Annotated in this window: 13 protein-coding genes, 1 pseudogene and 1 riboswitch; of the genes and pseudogenes, 8 read left to right on the plus strand and 6 right to left on the minus strand. The window is 46.7% G+C overall.

The annotated features are described in order from the left end of the window. The first annotated feature begins 257 nt into the window (after positions 1–257). The 6 genes from ACRRU2_RS03670 to ACRRU2_RS03695 all read left to right on the plus strand — a co-directional run bounded on the left by ACRRU2_RS03670 (position 258) and on the right by ACRRU2_RS03695 (position 11993). Complete coding sequence (locus ACRRU2_RS03670; RefSeq protein ID WP_432499973.1) at positions 258–2054, plus strand: cache domain-containing sensor histidine kinase; 1797 nt, start codon at positions 258–260, stop codon at positions 2052–2054. Further along, entirely contained in the window at positions 2026–3450 is a 1425-nt protein-coding gene (locus tag ACRRU2_RS03675; RefSeq protein ID WP_432499974.1) for a response regulator, read from the plus strand. Before ACRRU2_RS03670 ends, ACRRU2_RS03675 begins: the two co-directional genes overlap by 29 nt. Positions 3451–3552: 102 nt before the next feature. Continuing rightward, positions 3553–4923 (plus strand): ABC transporter substrate-binding protein, encoded by a 1371-nt coding sequence (locus ACRRU2_RS03680; protein ID WP_432499975.1) that lies wholly within the window; start codon positions 3553–3555, stop codon positions 4921–4923. A 118-nt stretch (positions 4924–5041) separates the two neighbouring features. Then, complete coding sequence (locus tag ACRRU2_RS03685) at positions 5042–5911, plus strand: carbohydrate ABC transporter permease (RefSeq protein ID WP_432500097.1); 870 nt, start codon at positions 5042–5044, stop codon at positions 5909–5911. A gap of 18 nt (positions 5912–5929) precedes the next feature. After that, the gene (locus ACRRU2_RS03690; RefSeq protein WP_331699514.1) at positions 5930–6778 is read left to right on the plus strand and encodes a carbohydrate ABC transporter permease; all 849 of its coding nucleotides are present in this window, start codon (positions 5930–5932) and stop codon (positions 6776–6778) included. A gap of 55 nt (positions 6779–6833) precedes the next feature. After that, positions 6834–11993 (plus strand): S-layer homology domain-containing protein, encoded by a 5160-nt coding sequence (locus tag ACRRU2_RS03695; RefSeq protein WP_432499976.1) that lies wholly within the window; start codon positions 6834–6836, stop codon positions 11991–11993. Positions 11994–12063: 70 nt separating this feature from the next. On the opposite strand, the gene ACRRU2_RS03700 is transcribed toward ACRRU2_RS03695, so the two are convergent. The 3 genes and pseudogenes from ACRRU2_RS03700 to ACRRU2_RS03710 form a co-directional block, all read right to left on the minus strand. Continuing rightward, positions 12064–12567: an SRPBCC domain-containing protein gene (locus tag ACRRU2_RS03700; protein WP_432500099.1), complete on the minus strand. Its 504-nt coding sequence runs from the start codon at positions 12565–12567 to the stop codon at positions 12064–12066. Positions 12568–12597: 30 nt separating this feature from the next. Continuing rightward, positions 12598–13056 (minus strand): annotated as a pseudogene (locus ACRRU2_RS03705) (SRPBCC family protein); the annotation flags it as partial. A gap of 43 nt (positions 13057–13099) precedes the next feature. Continuing rightward, positions 13100–13429, minus strand: a complete 330-nt coding sequence (locus tag ACRRU2_RS03710; RefSeq protein WP_331699512.1) for an ArsR/SmtB family transcription factor — start codon at positions 13427–13429, stop codon at positions 13100–13102. A 300-nt stretch (positions 13430–13729) separates the two neighbouring features. Between ACRRU2_RS03710 and ACRRU2_RS03715 the strand changes: the two genes are divergently transcribed. Further along, complete coding sequence (locus ACRRU2_RS03715) at positions 13730–18763, plus strand: S-layer homology domain-containing protein (RefSeq protein WP_432499977.1); 5034 nt, start codon at positions 13730–13732, stop codon at positions 18761–18763. A 93-nt stretch (positions 18764–18856) separates the two neighbouring features. Here ACRRU2_RS03715 and ACRRU2_RS03720 read toward each other — a convergent pair whose 3' ends face one another. Then, positions 18857–19171: a DMT family transporter gene (locus ACRRU2_RS03720; protein WP_331699510.1), complete on the minus strand. Its 315-nt coding sequence runs from the start codon at positions 19169–19171 to the stop codon at positions 18857–18859. Further along, on the minus strand, positions 19168–19554 hold the full coding sequence (locus ACRRU2_RS03725) for a DMT family transporter (RefSeq protein ID WP_331699509.1): 387 nt from the start codon (positions 19552–19554) through the stop codon (positions 19168–19170). Before ACRRU2_RS03725 ends, ACRRU2_RS03720 begins: the two co-directional genes overlap by 4 nt. Positions 19555–19675: 121 nt before the next feature. Continuing rightward, positions 19676–19778: riboswitch (guanidine-I (ykkC/yxkD leader) on the minus strand. A gap of 147 nt (positions 19779–19925) precedes the next feature. On the opposite strand from ACRRU2_RS03725, the gene ACRRU2_RS03730 reads away from it, so the two are divergent. Beyond that, a complete protein-coding gene (locus ACRRU2_RS03730; protein WP_331699627.1) occupies positions 19926–20801 on the plus strand; it encodes a radical SAM/SPASM domain-containing protein in 876 nt (291 codons plus the stop codon). On the opposite strand, the gene ACRRU2_RS03735 is transcribed toward ACRRU2_RS03730, so the two are convergent. Further along, entirely contained in the window at positions 20802–21980 is a 1179-nt protein-coding gene (locus tag ACRRU2_RS03735; RefSeq protein ID WP_331699508.1) for a chloride channel protein, read from the minus strand. Between the last annotated feature and the right edge of the window lie 107 nt (positions 21981–22087).

The following is a 22087-nucleotide window of genomic DNA, read 5'->3' on the forward strand; positions in this document are numbered from 1 at the left end:
CAAAAATGGAACTCCTACACTCCCGATGTACACAAGAAAGAAGCTGTTCATGACCGAGCCGGTTCATGGACAGCTTCTTATGCGTTTGTCGGAATACTCCTTATGATTTGGATGCTCAAAGATGTTTAATCTTCTATCATCTAAGAATTGTTATACTGATATACAAGTTTTTAATCTGCTGATATAGTTTTGGAATGTGATAAAATGAAGGGTACATTTTGGAGACTCGAGTACATATAAGGAGTGACTTAAACAGGATGCAGACCAGGCGAAAATGGCTTCCGAATACGCTGAAAAACAGACTTTTTATCGCTTATATCACACTTTTAATGATTCCTCTGTGCATCGGTATTTATTACCTTTTTCAACATTTCGAATCCATTAGGCAGATTGATATGATAGACCGCATGTCTGAGCGTATGCAGCAGGTTTATATATCTTTAACGGATATGATGGCATTTGCTTATAAAGCGAATATTATGCTGAGCCAGGATGAAAGCTTGATCCAGATTATGCATGCCCCTGATAAGTATGATCCTCTTGAACGAAAGAAAATAATAGAGAGCAAAATGTTTGGAATCAACAACAGCTTTTTTTTTCATCAGACAGAGCTTTATTTTCGTTTAATCGACCGTAACGGCAATGTATATACCTCCTATGCCCCCAATGACCAGTTGACTAATGAGCAGAAAGAACTGCAGGATTGGCACAATAAACTGCAAGCCGGCAACCGCCCATATCGCTGGGTGGCGGATGATTGGAATGATGTAAGAGGAAGTCAGGGAAACAAGCTTCTGAGTCTATATATAATGCTGGATGACGATCTTCGGGGAAATTACGGATTGGCACGTATTAGCATCAACATTCAAGAATGGTTTCGCAATACACTAAAAGATAATCCAGCCTATCAGGATCTGACTATTTTCACTGGCCAGGGAGAGTCAGTTATGCAAAACAAGGAGACTGCTTTCAGTCCGGAGAGTGTGAAAAGAATCATTTCTTCACAGACACAAAATGGGCATTTCAAGGATGAACGTGCTTTGTCTCTTGTCAATTATAGCTATGTGGAGGAGTTAGACTGGTATGTGGTTAGTCAAATGTCCTTGAGCGAGCTGCAGCAGGAGGTTCAACGATTAAGGCTGATGATATATTTATTTCTGATCATACTCATAATCGTTTTCATATTGGTAACCTTCTTTTTGGCGTCTCGGATGACTCAGCCTCTATATGTATTGAAGCAAGGCATGGAGGAGGCGTCGGATAAGAAGCTGAATGTTAAAATAGCCGTCAAAAGAGGGGCAACAGACGAGATTCGTTCTCTTAGCGACAGCTTCAATCGGATGATTGATGATGTTGTGGCGCTCATCGCCAGGCTTAAGCAGGAGGAGCGGCAAAAGCAGGCGGTCCGTTTCCAAATGCTGCTTTACCAGATGAACCCGCATTTTCTTTTGAATACCTTGAATACTGTCAAATGGATTGCCAGAAAAGAAAAGCAGGACGCCATTGCGGGAATTTGCACTTCATTGGGTTTAATTCTGGAGGCTAGTCTTAATTCAGATATCGAGTTGATTCCTCTTCAAGAAGAGATCAAACTGTTGCGGTCCTATGAATCTATACAGGCGTTTCGATTCAGGGAACATTTCACAATCATCTATGAAACGGAGGAAGCGGTGCAATATGCACTCGTTCCCAAGTTTAGTTTACAGCCTTTGGCAGAAAATTGTATCGCTCATGGCTTTAACATGACCGAAGGCCGAGGGACCATATGGGTCAGGGCGCGGGCAGAGGGAAGCGAGCTTGTTCTGGAAGTGGAAGATAACGGCATCGGTATGGAAGAGGCAGCACGCAGGCCAGGAAGACGCAGCGGACACGGGATCGGACTGAGCAATTTAAGGGAAAGGCTGGAACTGCTTTTTAAGCGGGAGGGAGCTTTGGAACTTATATCGGACTCAGAAGGTACCCTGGTTCGCATTCGTTTGCCTCTGTTGATTGCAGCGCCGTATTCACAGAAAGGAGATGACAGGCATGTGGACGATTTTATTAGTGGAAGATGAAGTGTTTGTCCGCGAAGCGATTAGAGAAATTTTGGATTGGGAACGACACGGCTTTTGTGTTGTCGGGGAAGCGGGAAACGGCAGTGAAGCGTTAGCCACTATTCTAGAGTTGAAGCCCGATGTCGTCATCGCCGATATTGTTATGCCCGGCATGGATGGTATTGAACTGCTGAAGGAAACGAGGAAGGCAGGAATTCGCAGTCGCTTTATTATGCTGACGGCTATGAGCCACTTTGATTATGCGCGGGACGCCCTTCAATACGGGGCTTCCAATTATTTGCTGAAACTGTCCTTAAATGATGATATTTTGCTGAATAGTCTGGCGCGGATCAAGGAGGAATTGCTTGCTGAGCTAAAAGCGGCGGGAGAGGCACTTTATCCACTTTATCATCGGATTTGGGCGGTTATTTGGGGAACGGTAGCATCCCCACAAGCTGATTCAGTTGAGCTCGTCACGCCGATGGAGAAATTTCGCGGTTTGAGTCTGGATATTGTTGTTGTGTTAAGCGGTGCTGTTCCCGCAAAAGCTGAACAGGCATATATCAGGCCAGAACAATATTTGCTCGTCCAATCGTTTCATGATGCAGGTCAAACGACCTTTTTTTGCTGGAACTTTCAGAAGGAGATGGAATTATGCCGGATGGAGAGGGTGGAATCGGTGGCAGGCAGCAGCTTAGCCTGTTTATCCCATGATTGGCTGCAAGCTCTGAATCTATTAAACGGTAATTGGTATGGTTGTGATTCCTATACGACAGGTAATAAACGCGTAACAACACCACTAGGAGAGTTGGAGGCTGAGCTGATTCGCTGCTTTGAAGAGCGAAGTGAATCCAAATGCGCTGAAGTAACAGCGCAAATTTGGGAGAGTATGAAGGAATCGTCATTTTCCCATGTTGAAGTGAAAAAATCTGCGGTTCATCTGCTTCATATGTTGACGATGCTGGCAGGACGAAAGCCGGGGGATTGGGCAGAAATCTATTCTGAAGTAAGCCATGAATCGCTGCTTGTGCATGTTGTACAGGAAATACGCGAGCTTATTCGGCAGAAACAGGAAGAGCATGTAAGCTTTACGGACCATCCCGAGGTGAACCTGGTGATTCAATATATGCTGGAGCACTATAAGGAAAATATTAAAGTAACAGATTTGGCCAGGCAGGTAGCAATTAACGTGGATTACTTGAGCACCGTGTTCGGCAAAAAAACAGGATTGACGCCAATCGCCTATTTGCGGAATATTCGGATTGAACAAGCCAAGCGCCTGTTGCTGCATTCCAAGCTCAGTATGGAGGAAATTGCGAGTCAGACGGGCTTCACCGACGATGCTTACTTTATTAAAATATTCAAACGCCTGGTTGGACAAACTCCCAGTTCTTTCAGGAGAGAGAATAACATGTAAGTTTTGTACTGCTAATCTGCAAGTTTCGTCCCTTATAGGATTAGGAGCGAATTGGTATATTTGGGATGAATCAAACATCCATTTAGGGAGGTTACAGGAAAGATGAGAAAAAGAAAGCGGTTAGTTGCAGGATTGGTATGGATAGTGGCGGTGTCTCTGATGCTTGCCGGCTGCGGAGGAAACAGTAATAGCAATAACGGTAATGGAGGAGCAGCAGGGACGCCGTCATCCACGCCGTCCTCAAGCGTCGAGCCCAGCCCAACTGCAAGCGCAGACCCAATCAAGCTGACTCTGTGGGGAGGCGTGCCGCCCGAGAGCGGGCCTCAAGAGGTAGTCGACAACTGGAACAAGGAAAATCCAGATATTCAATTAGAATATGTGCGGTTCGTCAATGACGATGCCGGCAACCTGAAACTGGATACGGCGCTGATGTCCAGCCAGCCTGTGGACATGTATGTGGGTTATGATTACAGTCTTTACGAGAAGCGGATCAAAGCTGGGAATGCACTTGATCTGAGTGCATTCACCGACTACAGCGTGAATGACAAAATGGGCGAAGGCGCCGCTTTCTGGACAGTGGATGACAAGTATTATGGTGTTCCGACTACGAAAGGTCCTTCGTTTGTCTGGCTGAACAAGGATATGCTCGATGAGAAGGGACTAGAGGTTCCAACAGAATGGGGGCTGGACGAGCTTAGGGATTATGCCGCCAAGCTGAAGGATGACAATGTATGGGGACTTGCGCAAAGCGATTATTACTTCAATGTGCCGATTAATGGTTCTATGAGGAAGCAGAGTTTGCAGCTGACGAATCCAGATGGCACCTCGGCATTTGATAATCCGTTTACGGTTAAAACGCTTCAAGTTTATTCGGACATGATGTTCACCGATAAAAGCTTGATGCCTCATACGGAGCAGATTACTTCAAAGCCCGCCCTGGATCAAATGTTTGTAAAAGGTGAAACAGCGATGCTGTTCTCCACGAATCAGGTCTTCCGTACGACGAACAATCTGGCGGAATTTCCGCGGACATTCAAAGTGGCGGCGGCTCCAGCTCCTAAAGTAGAAAAGGATCAAACTGATTATATCTATGCCGGCGGGTTGGGTGATGTTATTTCTATTAATCCTCGCTCCAAACATCCAGAAGCAGCCTGGAAGTTCATCCAGTGGTATGCGGACGGCGGAATGCTGCCGATGTCGGCAGGCGGCAGAGTGCCGGCATCCAAGGATTTCCCGATCGATGAAGCCGTTGCTCTTATGTTCAAAGGAGCAGAAGATACGTATGATCTGGAATCGATCAAGCGGGTTATATTTGGGAACCTTCCGCTTGGATTGAGCCGTCTGGACCGGAAGACGGGAAGCGAGCAGCAGGCTGTCTATGACAACGTGTTTTCAGGCAAGTTGACTCCTGAGGAAGGCGCAAAGGAACTGGCGCGCGTGCATAACAAGAATTTGCAAGAGTCATCTAAATAAAGCCGCAGACTTTGGGGAGGCGGTGCTTGAGTACCGTCTTCCTCTTTGGCCGAAAGCTGCATGATGGTTACAACTACACACAATACAGAGAGAAAGGCGGTGACTGATCGTGAACTGGATGAAGCGTCAGAGGCTGATTGGTTATATATTCATTGCTCCCAATTTAATTGGAATGACGGTGTTTATGTTAGTTCCAGCCCTGTTTTCATTTTACTTAATGTTTACGGATTGGATATTCGCTAGCGGGCAAAGCCCGCGTTTTATCGGATTGGATAATTTCAGGATGATGGTGAGGGACGATTTGTTTGCTGTATCGGTCAAGAACACCTTGCTGGTGTTAATTCCTGTACCGATTTCAATTATGCTTGGATTTTTAATTGCAGTCATGCTTAACAATCGTACTTATTTTCAGAAGACGCTAAGGGCATTCTTTTTCGCTCCGTATTTCACCAGCGGCATAGCCGTTGCCTTCGTGTGGATGGTGCTGTTTCAACCGACCAATGGTCCGATTAACGCATTCCTGCGATCGGTTGGTGTATCCGATCCTCCGTTATGGTTCGCTTCACCGGATACAGCGATGTATGCGGTGCTAGTGATGATGACCGCAGGCGGCATCGGATATAACATGATTATTTATTTAGCCGCGCTGCAGGAATTGTCCTCAGAGCAACTGGAAGCCGCCAAGATAGACGGAGCGACGTTTGGGCAGCTGCTTCGACTGATTATATTTCCTTTAGTAAGCCCGACGACTCTTTTCCTGACGATTACTGGCTTTATAGGCTCCATTAAAGGCTTTGGCATGATTTATGCCATCACGCAAGGAGGCCCGGCCAATAGTACGACGGTTTTCTCTATTTTTGCTTATAAGAAAGCGTTTAACTTCTATGAAATGGGATATGCGTCAGCTGTCTCGTGGACCATGTTCCTAATTATCCTTTGTATCACACTTATTCAATGGGTTGGCCAGAAAAAGTGGGTCCATTATTAAAGGGAGAGGAGACGTAAAATGGATACAAGAAATTTCAGAATATTCAGAGAACGGTTGGTCAAAAGCTTAAACACAATCCTCATGGCGCTAGCCAGTTTGCTGCTTTTGTCACCAATGATCTGGATGATCAGCACCTCGTTCAAGAAGCCGAAGGACGTCTTCACTTATCCGATTCAGTGGATTCCGCTTGATCCAGTATGGACTAACCATTTCAAGGTATGGATGACAGGCGATGGATTTATGATGTTTTATTTGAACTCTTTAAAAATATCATTGATCTTAATGATCGGCGCTCCTTTGTTGGCCGCATTTGCTGCTTATGGGTTTAGCCGGATTCCTTTCAAAGGAAGGGATGCTATCTTTTTGCTTTATTTATGTTTGATGATGATTCCGCCCCAAGTGCTGTTTGTCCCGAAATTTATCATGTTTGATTGGATGAAAATTTACAATACCCATTGGGCGCTCATTCTGCCGGGCTTGTTTACGGTATTCGGCGTCTTTATGATCCGGCAATTTTTCATGAGCATACCCCATGAAATATCGGAAGCGGCTTTTATTGATGGAGCCGGCCATTTCCGGATTTTCTTTCAATTGTTTCTGCCGCTTTCCAAGCCAGTTCTGGCAACCTTCGCCATTATTGATTTTACATGGACGTGGAACGATTACGAGAACGCCTTGATATTTCTGCTTGACAAGAGATTGTATACGGTACCGCTCGGCATGCAAAATTTTATGCTAGAAGCGGGGGTGGACTACAACATGATGATGGCCGCCGCCACGGCAGGAGTCGTGCCGCTGCTCATCGTCTTCTTCCTGGGTCAGAAGTATATTATTCAAGGGTTTTCAAGTTCCGCTGTCAAAGGATAACAGATTTAAGCTAAAAGAATGTATATAAAATACATTAGGGAGGAATGAAAGGCGTATGATTAAAAAGTTTGGTGTCATCCTTCTGGTCCTTTGTTTGTCAGGCATCTGGAACGTTATAGCTCATTTTAATACAGAACATGCGTTTGCAGCTGAAGAAACGGACTTCGCTCCTGCTGCAACGGATTTTAATTACGTAATCAGCGATTTTGAACAAGGAACTGATCAATGGATTTTTAGTCTCGGCGATACGCCTGCCGTGCAGGGAAGCTTTGAAGTGATCGAATCAGATGATAGTTACGTAGGGAATTATATGGGGCAATTATTGGCAGATTTCAGCCAAAGGCCTACCGGTTCGCCGTATGTGCTCATCAAAAAAGAGATGAGTGGCCTAGACATTACCCAAATGGCGTTCTGGGTAAAAACTTCGGATCTGAAGTCAATACGTATACGAACTACGGATTCAACAGGGCAGACATTCCAACAGCGTATTACGCTGCAGGAGACATCCGATTGGCAGCAAGTTGTTATCAGTGAAATGGGTTCCAAATCGTTTGAGCATTGGAACGGGGCGAGTGATGGGGTATGGCACGCACCGACGAACAACATATCGATTCTTTTTGATCGATTTGACATTAAGAATGGCGCTTTAACTGCCGCGGTGCTGGTCGACCAGATTACGGCTGATGTCACTCTGCCGCCGGAGGATTTTGATAGCGTAATCAGTGATTTCGAGCAAGCAAATGATGAATGGATCTTCAGCTTTGGAGATACGTCGGCCGTCAAGAGCAGTTACCAGGTGATCGAATCGGCTGAGAGCTACAGAGGAAGCCATGCAGGGAAAATACTGGCGGATTTCAGCCAAAGACCTACAGGCTCGCCCTATGCCTCCATCAAAAAAGAGGTGGACGAACTTGATATTGAACAAATGGCTTTCTGGATTAAAACTTCGGATCTGAAGTCCGTGCGTGTAAGAACAACAGATGCGACGGGACAGACATTCCAGCAGCGAATTACGTTGCAGGATACATCTGATTGGCAGCAAGTTGTTATCAATGAAATGGGTTCCAAATCGTTTGAGTATTGGAACGGAGCGAATGATGGGGAATGGCATAAACCGGCCGTAGCGATTACGATTCTTTTTGACCGATTTGACATTAAGAACCCCGCGCTAACTGCCACAGTGCTGTTCGATCAGTTTACGGCTCGAATCGGCGACTGGCTTCCGGAGCTGAAAATTCAGCAAACGACGCTTGGCAACATATTTCTGGATGATGAACCGAATAAATTTATCGTAAGATCATCCTGGCCAGTGATCAATTGGGCTGCTTTCGATATTTACGGGGAGCAAGTCGCATCGGGAAGTGAGAACACAAATGTCGGGCAGGCCGGGATTACGGTGCCTTTCAGCAAATTGGGATATTTTACGCTGGAAGTTTCAGCTGAGCGGCCAGGCACTGAACCGCTGGTTCGCAAAACCGCTTATGCGGTTGTCTCCTCTGCTTTGCCTCCCGGCAACGGTGACTCGCCGTTTGGCATCAATACGCATCTGAACAGAACGGCTGGCGGGTGGAGCAAGGAGCTGGCCGAGATTATTCGTTATATGGGAGCTTCCTACGTACGAGACGGCGTGGAATGGATGACCCTTGAGAAGGAAAAAGGCAAATACACCTTTGATCCTTCGCCGAATGATTACATGGCGAAGCTTGCGGAGAATGACCTTAAAGTACTTCTGGTCGCGGCTTTCAATAACCCGTTTTACGACAACAATGGCACGCCTTATACGGATGCGGGCAGAAAAGGGTTTGCTGAATACGCCAAGGCCTATGTGGGGAGATATAAGGATCAGATTATTGGGCTGAATGTGTACAATGAATTCAATGGCGGCTTTGGCAAACGGGGCAACAGTCCTGCCAATTCGCAGCCGGACTATTACTTCAAGCTGATGAAGGAGACCTATAACGCAGTAAAGCCGGCATATCCCGATGTGCCAATTGTAGGCATCGTCTCTGCAGGCATCGATCTGAACTGGATCGAAGGCGTGTTCAAAGGTGTGGGAGAAGGCGAGGACAAAAACGCCGGTCTGAACTATCTGGATGCCATGTCCATACAGAAATACATGGTCCCGAACACTCCGGACGAAATATTCGACCCGATGGCAGACCTGAAAACGTTGATTAAGCAATACAATGATGATGAGCTTGTGCCGATCTGGGTGACGGAATTTGGTATACCGACGCATCAATCTACCAAAGGAGTCGATGAGAAGACACAGGCCAACTATTTGCTGCGGGCATTTGTGTTGGGACTGGGGCACGGAGTGGAGCGGATGGCCTGGTACGATTTTATGAATGATGGGCTGCAACCTGATTACAATGAAGACAATTTTGGTTTGGTCCGGCATAAGAATGATCTGATGGGAGCCTACACGCCAAAACCGGCTTATGCGAGCTACGCGGCCACAAGTAGGCAGCTTGCCGATGCGGTTTTCCAGAAGATCGAGTCATTCGGCAGCGTGATCAGCAGCCATCGGTTCACGAAGGATGGCGAAGCTCTTCGGGTCGTCTGGGCCCAACAAGAAACCCAAGCTGTTATCGAAACGAACAACAATCTGGAAATTACGGATCTGATGGGCAACACGGAGATCTATACGCCGTATAACGGCAAAATTTATATGACACTGTCGGGGGAACCTTTCTATATCAAAGGAAGCATAGACAGGATCGTACAGGACGATACTTTTGCAGTTGCCGGCGAGCAAGCGGCAATAGGTGATCCGTATACATTCACGGTAACCATGAACAACAAAACCGGACCTCAGCAGCTGGCTGTAACTGCAAAGATGCAGGAAAACAGATATTCGCTTGCGGCTGCGCAGGGGCAATCAGCAGAGCTTTCTCTGACCATTGGCGAGACGCGGGAAGGCTTCCGTTCGGTAGCGGTTCATTTGTTGGACGGAGCAGGCAACAAGATCGGCAAGCTGCGGCATGAGGTTGCAACCGGCATATCGCATAAGGTTACAATTAGACCAGCGCTGCTGCAGAATGAAGGATCATTGACTCAAATATTGAATGTAAATGTAGAAAACTTTAGAGAAGCTGCAGAACTTACTGTCAACAACATAACCTGGAAAGTTGGCGGACAATCCGGCCAAGAGCTTGTTAACACGACTATACAGCCGGGCGGCAAACAGTTATTTAGCATCGCGCTTGACCCGATTTCTCTTGGAGGGGACCAGCAGGCATCCATTCGCGTTGAGTTTGCTCAGCAAGACCCCTATGTGTATACAGGAAATTTCAGCTTTAATCCGGTCAACCGGGGCACGATTGCGATCAACGATCATATCGAGCCGGAGATTGATGTTCTTCCACCTACAATCGACTTGTCGCAAGGGAAACCCGTGTTGTTGTCCGGTCATACCGGCAGCATTGAAGTGAGAGGGCAAGTTTGGCTGCACTACGATCAGGATCAGTTATATTTGACTGCAAAAATAAAGGATGATGTTCATGCGGCGCCGGCCTCCGGAGCTGACATATGGAATAATGACAGTATCCAGTTTGCCTTGTCTCCCGGAATTCCCGGTGAAAGCCTGGGCTGGTATGAATATGGCATATCGGATACGCTTGGTGGCCCGCAAATTTATCGCTGGACGACGATGGGAGAATTGCCGGCAGGGCCGGTATCTAACGGCAAAGCTGCGGTAACGAGGGATGAAGAGCAGAAGCTGACGATCTATAAGCTTGCTCTGCCTTGGTCGGAACTGACGCCGATTCGGCCCGGGCGCGGAGATGTGATGAGCCTATCGCTGCTTGTGAATGATAACAACGGCGCTGGCAGAAGAGGCTGGATGGAATGGGGCTCCGGTATTGGCCTTGAGAAGAGACCAAGTCAGTTCCGGTCGATGCAGTGGATGTTCAATCAGGCAATTCCAACCGCCCAAGATGACGCTTATACCGTTAAAGCCGGCCAGAATGTACAAGGAAGCCTGCAAGCGGAGCATGTAGAAGGGACTAAGCTTACTTACGAAATAGTGGCAAACGGCAAGAAAGGGACAGCCGTGCTTACTGATGCGGCTGAGGGTAAGTTTGTCTACACAGCGGATGCTGCTGTCTCGGGAGAGGATACGTTTACGTTCCGGGTATATGATGGTTTTGAATATTCCAATCTTGCGACTATAAAGGTCGATATTGAAAAAGCGGTTGTAACTCCGCCGTATCAGGGAGGATCTGGTCCGAGTTCTAATATTTCGCATACGGGTCAATTGTATTTGCCGGGCAAGGCAGCAGGGGAAGTAAGCCTGGGCAATATCGCCAAGCTGATCATTGCCGAGGGCACGACAGACCAAAGCACGAAGCTGTTGCTGCTGGAGCTGGATGATAAGGAGATCATCGACTATGCCAGTATGTTGCGCCAACTGCTTAGTCCGATCGTCGATGTACAAGGGGAGCCGGAGGTTAAACTGAATAAGCCGGCGCTCTTGAGTCTTGCATTCGACAAGAAGAAGCTGGGAGAATCACAATATCCGTCTATTTGGCAGTACGACGAAAAGCAGGAGAAATGGATTGAAGTCGGCGGGGAAGCGGATGGCGATATGATTAAGGCGGAGATCGGCAGTTTTGGGAAATTTGCTGTATTTGCCATGGATCGGACGCCAGGGCAGCCAGAGCAAGTCATATTGACCGACATCAAAGGGCATTGGGGACAAGTCTGGATCGAAAAGGCAACACAGCTTGGAATTGTGCAGGGCTATAGCAATCATACCTTCCAGCCTGATAAAGCGGTAAGCCGCCAGGAGTTGATATCTATGCTGGTTCGTGCTCTTGATCCGTCGGATGAAACAGCCGCGCTTGACTTTGCAGATCAAAAACAAATCGGTGCATGGGCAGCTGATGCAGTGAAGTCTGCTGTGCAAGCCGGCTGGATTAATGGCTATAGCGATGGCAGCTTCCGCCCGCAGGCCAATATGACGCGGGCCGAGATGACGGCTGTTATTGTCCGTGCAATGAATCTTCCGGTGAAAAACGGCGGAAATACCGGATTCGCGGATGACGAGCTCATTCCGGTCTGGGCCAAAGGTTACGCTGCTACAGCGGCAGAGAGCGGTCTGATCGAAGGCCGCGGAGGCAACCGTTTCGTAGCAGACGGCATTGTCACCCGGGCTGAAGCGGCAGTGATTATCGTCAGATTGTTAGAAACGAATGAAAGGTTGCAGCAGTAAAAGTTGAAAGAAGCTGTTCATGAACCGAATCGTTCATGAACAGCTTCTTGTGCTTTTGGTAGAATAACCCTTATGATTTGATAACCGAAAGCAGATGCTCGGCGAGACGATCCCAAGTCTCGGTAATACCTTGCTCCATGCCCATTTCGATAACGGTCTTCAAAGCATCCTCGGAATGGAATATGGACTGGCTTCTAACGATTGTTTTGCCATCTGCCTCTTCGAAATGCAATATAACTTCACTTGGAGGCAGCTCCGTTGATTCATTACCCTCAGCGTCTGAGAAATAATCAACGTATACAATTTTTTCTCCTGCTGCAATCTCTTTGTAAACCGCTTTGCCCCATGATTCAAAGCCGTAAAAATCGCCTTGGTTTTTATCCATGCATTTCATGCAATAATGCCAGGAGCCGCCCGGTCTAAAATCAACATTGCAATGGGTAAGCGTCCATCCACGAGGCCCCCACCAATTTTTCAGATGCTCCGCTTCTGAAAAAGCTTTGAATACGAGCTCTTTGGGCGCATCGAAAATGCGCTCTAACATAAACGCTTGGCCTTGAGCCTTCGTCAACATAATTTTAGGGAGCTGCACCTCAAGCCTGTCTAGAGTAGACTGTGCTCCTTCTATCGCTCCATATTGCTTGACAGATTGCTCCAGCTCTTCGATGGATTTGAACTGCATACGCATCGTAAGCTGAGTTGACTGGCCTTCTTGGCCGAAAGTTACAGTTACCCGGAACTGTTCATCATCTGTATCGTCCCCATGAGCATACTCGAGATATTCAGGGGATTCTACTTTGATAAAGGTGATCTTGTTGTTGTAATCATTACCATCAGGCCCGTGCATAACATAACGCCATACTCCGCCAGGCTGAATATTGATTTCCTGCACTGTGGTCGTAAATTGTTTTGGTCCCCACCATTGAGGCAAATGCTTAGGGTCAGTCCAAGCTTTAAATACAAGCTCTCGTGACGCATGGAAACTGCGGGAAATAATCAATTCGCGGCCTTCAACTTTTACTGCGGTTTTGCTCGTTGCATCATTTTTTGTTGTCATTTTCATTCACTCCCAAATAAAATAATTTGAATTTGTGTGCAATCATGACTTAAGTGTCTTCTTTTTCCTTGCTCTGCAGCTCTTTTAAATAATCGTCTAAGCGGTCGAATCTTTCATCCCAAACACGGTGCCATGACTCCAGCCATTGCTCCATTTCCTTAAACGGTTCCTGTCGCAGCTTATAAAATCGTTTATTGGCTTCGGCATTTACTTCGACAAGACCGGCTTCGCTTAGTACGCGAAGATGCTTGGAGGCTTGCGGCTGCCGCAGTCCAGTTCGTTCTGCGATATCCCCAACAGTGAGTGGGCCATCCCGCAAAAGTTCAACGATTTGAAACCGGCTTGGTTCAGCAAGTGCTGCAAAAATCGAAATGTCCATTGTTTACAGCTGTCTCACTCCTCATTTCCATTCAATAATATCGTAATAAGAATATACCATAAAGGGAATATTCCTGTAAAGGAATATTATAAAAAGTCAAAAGACAAGTCAGATTGAGGCAAAATATTAAATATGAATAGTTGTTTTAAGAATAGATAGCTGTAATGATGTGATCTGGATAGCACGTTGCAAGACTGTTTATAGAAAATGGAGAGGTCCTCTTTTATTGTGAAAGGGAGATGTACATGAATTTCAGCTATGTAAATCTCAACACTTATATGAAGGAGGAGTAAAGACTGTATGAAAGGAAGCTTATGGAGAAAAAGTATTGCAATGCTGCTGTGTATAGTGCTGCTCATTCCAAGTATCCCATGGATTGGCGGTAATGCAGAAAAAAGCTTTGCCTCTGGCCCGGCCAACTTGATTTCGAATGGCAGCTTTGAAATGCTCGACGGCAGCAGTAATCCGAGCCATTGGGAAACGTATACTTTCACAGGTACGCCTCAATATGGGGTTACGAACTCCGAGTCCAAGGAAGGTGAACATTCTTATCAGATTCGTGCAAGCGAGCAAGCGAGAGGGCAAGTCAGGCAAGTTGTTCATTTGACAAGCGGACAAGCAGGTAAAGATTATGTGTTTCAGCAATGGGTAAAAACAGAAGATATCATATCTACGGGCCGTGTTTATGCGAGAGTTCAAATGTATGACAGCGGCGGCACTAGAACCGTGCTTGTTGAAAGCAGTGTTTTGCGGGGAACGAATGATTGGACGCTTATTCAAAAGCAGATTTATATACCGGAAGGAACTGTGAGAATCATGTGGGAAGGTTTCTTAGAAAATTCAACAGGGACTGCATGGTTTGATGATATTCAGTTATATGAATATGCGGCACCGGCAGAGCTTCTTGTAAATGGCGGCTATGAAACAATGAACAATGGTGCCAGCCCGCCGTGGACCACTTATACATTTTCAGGAAGTCCGGTATATTCGGTTGATCAAACGATTGCAAGAACAGGAAGCAACGCTTATAAAATAGAAGCGGACAGCATGAGCCGGGGAGCGCTTATTCAGAGTATCGTTTTGTCTGCCAGTCAAAAAGGAAAGCAATACCGGATGCAGCAATGGGTTAAGACGGAAGATTATACTGGCAAGGTATATTATAGAATTCAGGTCTACGATCAATCGAACACTCGCATTGCCTATATCGAATCAACTTCCCTTGCTGCAGCGGAGGACTGGACATTAATAGAAAAGGTGGTAGACATTCCAGCGGACGCACACAAAGTCACTTGGGAAAGTTTTTACGAAAATGGGACTGGAAAAGTTTGGTTTGATGATTCCAGTATGCTGCAGTGGATTCCGATTGATGGAATCAAGTTACTAGAGGAGCAGGTCATTCTACTGCCAGGCGAAACAAAATCATTAAGCCTTCAAATTTCACCTGAAGACGCCGTGGAGACATTAATTTCATGGGAAAGCTCGAATCCAGCCGTTGCAACTGTATCGGATGGTGCAGTGACGGGTCTTTCTGATGGGATCGCACTAATAACAGCCAAAACAGAAGGGACCAATAAGGGGAAATCGGCTGTTGCTGTTGTCTATGTGGGTGAACCATCTGGAATTACGGTATCGAATGTTCAAGAAACCGTTCTGCAAGGAGGATTTGTAAGCGGTGCCATCGAAGCGGAATCAGCGGATGAAGGCTTGCTTGCCTATGAGTTATTTACAGAGCCTGCACATGGTCTGGCATATTTAACGGCTGATGGAAAATGGGAGTATTATCCTGATCCATCCTTCACGGGGGAAGACAGCTTTTATGTAACTGTTAAAAATGAAGCTGGCGATCTGGCTGCCGCTAGAGTAGCTATTACGGTTACACCAGTCCATAAGCCGCCACAATTGGAGGAAGGGATCTACCCGACGAATAAAAACACTGCAGTTTCCGGTACATTAAAAGCGCTTAGCAATCATCCGGAAGGTTTGCAGTATGAAGTAGAGCAGCAGCCAGCCAATGGACAGCTCGTTATGGACGGCCTAGGAAGCTGGACGTATACGCCAAATCAAGATTATGTAGGAAATGATACTTTCTACGTGCGTGTGACCAGTTCTTTAGGAGGGAGCTCCTCAACTTACATTCATGTATACACGGCTCCAACAGCAGAAGAAATTATTGCCGAGCTGAAGGCGGAGCAGCCGAACAACAGCCATCCGAGATTGATGGCAACTGCCGATGATTTTGCACGTATCCGTCAGCAATTGGCTGATAATAATCCACAAATGAAGGAGTGGTTCAAGTTTGTAAAATCGCAGGCAGATGCCATGTTGTCCGAGCAGCCGCGCGTTTATAACAAGCCGGACGGCTTGCGTCTCGATACAACCTCAGCAACGAGAATCGCAACACTGGCATTTGTCTATCAAATTACAGAGGACGATAGCTATGCGCAAAGAGCCTGGCAAGAGCTGGAGCATGTGTCTAGCGCCGCATATCCCGATTGGAGTCCCGGCCACTTTCTGGATACGGCAATGATGACCCACGGGGTGTCGCTAGGATATGACTGGCTTTACCATGTGCTTACAGAGCAGCAGCGGGCAACGATTCGCGAGGCGATAGCTGACAAAGGATTAACGCCGGCAGTGCCTATGTATTTGAACAAAACCTACTGGTGGGTTTATAACCGCGACAATTGGAATTTTGTATCGAATGCAGGGATGACGCTTGGCGCTCTTGCCATCGCCGATGAGGAGGAGGAGCTTGCCGGGCTGATTTTAAGGGAAGCCTTCAAATCGATTCAGTTTGGGCTGCCGCAGTATGCACCCGACGGTTCGGCAACTGAGGGGCCTGCTTATTGGGAATACGGTACAATGTATCTCATTTACTTTCTTTCTTCATTAAATAGTGTATTTGGTCATGATTTTGGCTTTTCAGAAAGAGAAGGAATAGCCGAAACTGCTGAATATCCGATTTACATTGCGGGACCGAAAGGGGCATTCAATTATTTTGACAATGGCAGCTCCTTAATCCCAGGCAGACTTTTGCTTTGGTTCGCAGAGCATTTTAACAAGCCTGAATATACCTGGTACCATCAGTTTGCAAGCGGGGCTTCGATTAATCCTGGCTTATACGATATGCTTTGGTATCGTGAAGGAAGCTATGGAGCAGCACCGCCAGCAGATTTGGATCATCATTTTATTCTTCCCAAGGCTGTCACTATGAGAAGCAGCTGGAATGATCCGAATGCTTTGTTCGTTGGCTTCAAAGGAGGGGAAAACGGCGCGCCGCACGGCGATCTTGACACGGGCTCATTTGTCTTTGATGCGAATGGGGTTCGCTGGGCGCTGGATCTGGGTTCGGAAAATTATAACTTGCCGGGCTATTGGGATATGAGTGAAACCGGATTGAGATGGACCTATTACCGTAAACGTGCGGAAGGCCATAATACACTCGTCATACAGCCGTCTGCCGGTGTAGATCAGTCCGCAAGCTCTATATCAGAAATTACGCGAACATCGTTCGAATCCAGCGAGGGAGCATTTGCAATTGCTGATTTGACGCCAGCTTATCAAAAATCTGCCGTATCTGTGAAGCGGGGGACAGCGCTTATTGATCATCGCCGTCAATTTCTCGTACAGGATGAGGTCAAGCTGAAGGTGCCTTCCGAGCTGTATTGGTTTATGCATACGCGTGCCGACATTGAGTTAAAGCAGAATGGGACGATTGCCTTGTTGAGTCAAGATGGACGGCAGCTTGCAGTCGAGATTTTAAGTCCGGTCAATGCTTCCTTTAGCGTTATGCCTGCCGAGCCCCTGCCAACTTCATTGAATCCGGCCGGCCAAACGAGGAATGTCGGTGTTCAGAAGCTGGCAATTCATTTGGAGGAAGTGAAGGAGGCTGCGATTACTGTTCGTATGACGCCAATAATAAACGGTGATTTGTCGATGCTCGACGATGTGCCGGTCGTTCCGCTGGATGAGTGGGAGATTGAGGCCGGGGAAATTGCAGTGCTCAGCGGCTTGGCAATTGATGGAGTGCCGTTGGCTGATTTTCAATCGGATCGATATGTTTACGATGTGGAGCTGCCGCGTGATCGTCAAACCGTACCTGTTGTTACAGGTACAAGCAGCCAATTTGAAGTAAGTGTACAGCCTGCTGCACAGCTTCCAGGTACGACCATCATTAAAGTAAAAGACCCGAATGCTCAGAAAAAACCGGCTGTATATTACATCGTGTTTAAGCAGACGGTGGATCAGACTATGCCGCCGGAGGATAGAAAAATTATTCCTGCCGGTGTGACGGCAAGTACACATGACGGGAATGTGCCGGAAAATACGCTCGACAATAATTTTAATACGCGCTGGTCGGCTGAAGGCGATCAGTGGATACAATATGACTTGGGCGGGCTGAAAAAGGTGGCCGCTCTGGCAGTCGCATGGTATCAAGGCAATATAAGGTCCAGCTATTTTCAAATTGAACTGTCTGAGGATGGAATAGCATGGAGCAAGGTTTTCGACGGATTCAGCTCGGGCAGCAGTATTGAGCTTGAATTGCATTCTTTTTCACCTGTAACCGCACGATACGTGCGCATAAAAGGATACGGCAATACATCCAACGCCTGGAACAGTATTGCGGAGGTGGCTATATTCGGTCCTGCTGCAGATGCTGGGCCTCCTGATACAGAAACTCCCGGAGGGGGAAATGAGAATGGCAGCAATGGGGGAGACACCGATGATGGTGATGGCGATAATTCCAGCGGCTCGAAAGAAAATGAAAACGAGAGCGAATCAGCGGTTGAAAATGGAGCAACATTTAATGACATTAAAAATCATTGGGCTGAAAGCTTAATTAAGCGTGCCGCGGCTTTAAACTTAATAAATGGTTTTCCTGACGGCACATTCAGACCGAATGACGATGTGACAAGGGAGCAATTTACAGTCATGCTAATGAATGCGTTGAAGTCTGATAGTACGAAGGGAGGAATTTCATTTGCCGATCATGCATCAATAAGCTCTTGGGCGCGGGAATCCGTTGAGAAAGCAATTCATGCAGGCATAATAAGCGGTTATGAGGATGGAACTTTCAGACCGGCGGCGTATATTACACGTGCACAGCTTGCTGTTATGATTGCTCGTGCACTCGATTTGCCGGCAAAAAAGGATAGTACAGGGAGCTATACCGATTATCATGATATTCCAAAATGGGCGAGAGAAAGCGTAAACGCTGTTCATGAAGCTGGCATTATGCAAGGACGCGGCAATAAACAGTTTATTCCTAATGGGCATGCAACCCGTGCAGAAGTCATCACAGTATTGCTTCGTATGCTTGAAGTCCAAAAATAGCAACTAGCAAATGAAAAGGGAATGCACAGCGATCAAGTTCAAAAAGGCTGAAGCAGGGATAGCCCCTGTTTTCAGCCTTTTTGCTGTAAACGCCTATTCAATCAATTTTAATCCAATAACAGAAAAAAGAACGAGGGCGATAAAAAACACTCTTTTTTTACTGCGCGATTCATGAAATACTACTATGCCGACGATGGCGCTGCCGATCGTGCCTATTCCAGTCCAAACGGCATATGCAGTGCCCATTGGCATAGATTCCATGGCAAGAGCAAGAAACAGGAAGCTGATCGTAAAACCGGCAATCATAATGAAATAATTTTTAATCGTTCCTGCTTGACTGATTCTAGCTATTCCAGAAACGCCTACAACTTCAAATAATCCAGCCAAAATGATATATATCCAGCTCATTTGCTTACTCCTGCTCCTTTCTCGTTAGCATTACTTGTTTCTTGTGCCTGCGAATGCTCGTCTGTAACAAGCTTCAGTCCGATGATTCCAATAAGCAGAACAATAATGAGTATAATTTTGCCCCAGCTGAATGGCTCCCCGAATATGGTCATTTCGGATACGACCGTTCCTGCGGTGCCGATGCCAACGAAAACGGCATATGCTGTGCTAGTAGGCAAAAATTTGCTGGTGTGTATAAGCAATCCAAAGCTGACGAGTATGGCGATGACTGTCATACCCCAAAGCAGCACAGAATCGGCATGCTTTAATCCTACAACCCACATAATTTCAAAAAAGCCTGCAACAATTAGCAAAATCCAGTACACATTTCGATTTACAGTCATAGCTGCTCTCCCTTTCTATTTTGTAGCCGCGAATAATCGCGTCGCACACGAGTGGATACTTGCAAATATTTTTATAGGATGCGCAAAAAACAAAAAAAGCCTCGAGAAATATCACGATGATATCTCCCGGGCTTTTATCCCTCCGTGTTAACGCGGCTATTACGCGTGTTTTCTCTCGGACCAGGCCAGCCGTGGATGACTGCGGAACCCTAGAAAACTGTTTACCTCATTCGTACCGCCATTATATTATGATTTTCAGCAGGGGTCAACTTGTTTTTTAAGCTTTTTTGGGCTAGAGACTACAGCAGTTAACTAGTGTATACTAGATGGATAATCAATACGATTTTAACAAGATAGGAATTGTGATTGCAGTGAAGCGATTTAAAAAATTTTATATAGAAACGACGAGCATTTGCAATTTATCCTGCACCTTTTGTCCGCCTACTCAGCGTGCCAAAGGGTTTATTTCTGTTGCAGATTTCAGTAAAACGCTGGATCAGGTCAAGCCCTTTACCGACTATATTTATTTCCATGTGAAGGGCGAGCCGCTTTTGCATCCGAAGCTTGACCAATTGCTCGATATTAGCCATGAGAAGGGCTTTAAAGTAAATATTACGACTAATGGCACGCTGATTGCGAAAAATAAGCATAAGCTGCTCGGAAAACCTGCACTGCGCCAGATTAATTTTTCCTTGCACAGCTTTGACGGGCATCCCGGATCTAAGGATAAGGAAGGCTATCTGTCGCAAATTTTAGATTTTGTCCGAGAGGCAAATGCCGCCAGCAACTTGATTGTTTCGTACAGATTGTGGAATCTCGACATGGACAATGAGCTAAATCAGCAAAAGCAAAAAAATCGCGAACTGCTGGCGATGATAGAAAAGGAATATAGCCTGGATTATCAGATAGAAGAGCGCTTCAAGCCAGGCACTGGCGTCAAAATTGCTGATCGCATTTATTTGAATCAGGATCCTGAATTCGATTGGCCTGATCTGGCTGCTCCAGCAGACGAGGGAAAAGGCTTTTGCTACGCGCTGCGCAATCAGGCTGGAGTGCTGATCGATGGAACTGTGATTCCCTGCTGTCTGGATGGTGAAGGTATTATCAACTTAGGCAACGTGCATGAACAGAGCTTTTCGGACATTATTGATGGAGAGCGGGCAACGCGGATTTATGACGGCTTCTCAAGAAGAGAAGCCGTTGAGGAGCTTTGCAAGAAGTGCGGCTATCGGAAGCGATTCGGCTAATCACATCGATTGGCGGACAGGGGCAGCATAAATGCTGTTTTTCCCGGAGCACAGGCTGCTGATAAGACAAGCTGCCAGCAAATATAAGGCTGCATCCGTGCCAAACAATTCTAGGCCAAGCACAAATGCGGCGAGCGGCGCTTTCGTGGCAGCGCCAAACATGGCAGAAAGGCCGATTGCCGCCAAAAACGAAGGCGATGTGCCTATTAGCGGAGCAAGCGCGCTGCCAAGCGTTGCGCCTATAGCGAATAATGGCGTAACCTCGCCGCCGATAAAGCCTGCTGCCAGTGTTATAACAGTAAATATGAGTTTGAGGGCGAACCATTGTGCTGCTGCCGGCTGATCGAATGCTTGCTCGATTAAGGGAAGCCCTAAGCCAAGGTAAGCTCTGGTGCCCAGTGCATAGACAAGTGCAATGATGATGATTCCCCCTGCGAAGCTTCGCCAAGCCGTATGCGGCAAATAGGCTTGAAACAGTCTTTTCAAGCTGGAGAGTGCTTTTTTAAACAGCCAGGCAGCTGCGCCAATCGCTGCTGAGGCTGCTATAAGCTTGATTAAAATTATGAAATTAAAATGAGGTACTAGGCTAATAAAGTAATGCTGATGCTTTGCGCCCCAGAGCAGACATACGAAATGGGCGGTATAACTGGCTGCAAGGCAAGGGATGATAGCGTGAAGGCGCTGCTTGCCTCTGGCTGCAGCCTCCAATGCGAAAACAGCCGCTGCCAGCGGCGTTCCGAATAAGGAGCCGAAGCCTGCGCTAATGCCGGCAAGCAGCAATAGTCTGATCTGTTCTGCGTTTAAATTGCCGACAGCACCAAGCCAGCTGGCAGCTCCGCCGCCCATTTGCATCGCTGTCCCTTCCCGGCCTGCGGAACCGCCAAATAGATGGGTGATCAATGTTCCGCCAAGTACAAACGGCACGATGCGAAAGGGAACGCTGCCTCGCCCGGTCTGAATCTGTTCAAAAATAAGCGCATTGCCGCGGCTTGTATCTTTGCCAAATTTAATATAAGCATACGATACAAGTGCTCCTCCAAGCGGAAGCAGCCAAAGCAGCCAATGATAAGTGTTTTGCATACTGGTGACCCATTCTAAGCTAACCAGAAAAAAAGCAGATAGAGTACCTGCCAGCAAGCCTGCTGCAATCGTGTATAGCATAAATTTAATATGATTCATATGACTAGGTTCTCCTTTGCAATTTCAATTGTATTATACACAAATTTTCACTAGTAGTTGAAGCATTTTCGCCAAAAATAAGGTATGTACATGAACAGATTCCATTC

Source organism: Paenibacillus sp. GXUN7292 (genome assembly GCF_050864975.1).
Lineage (GTDB): Bacteria > Bacillota > Bacilli > Paenibacillales > Paenibacillaceae > Pristimantibacillus.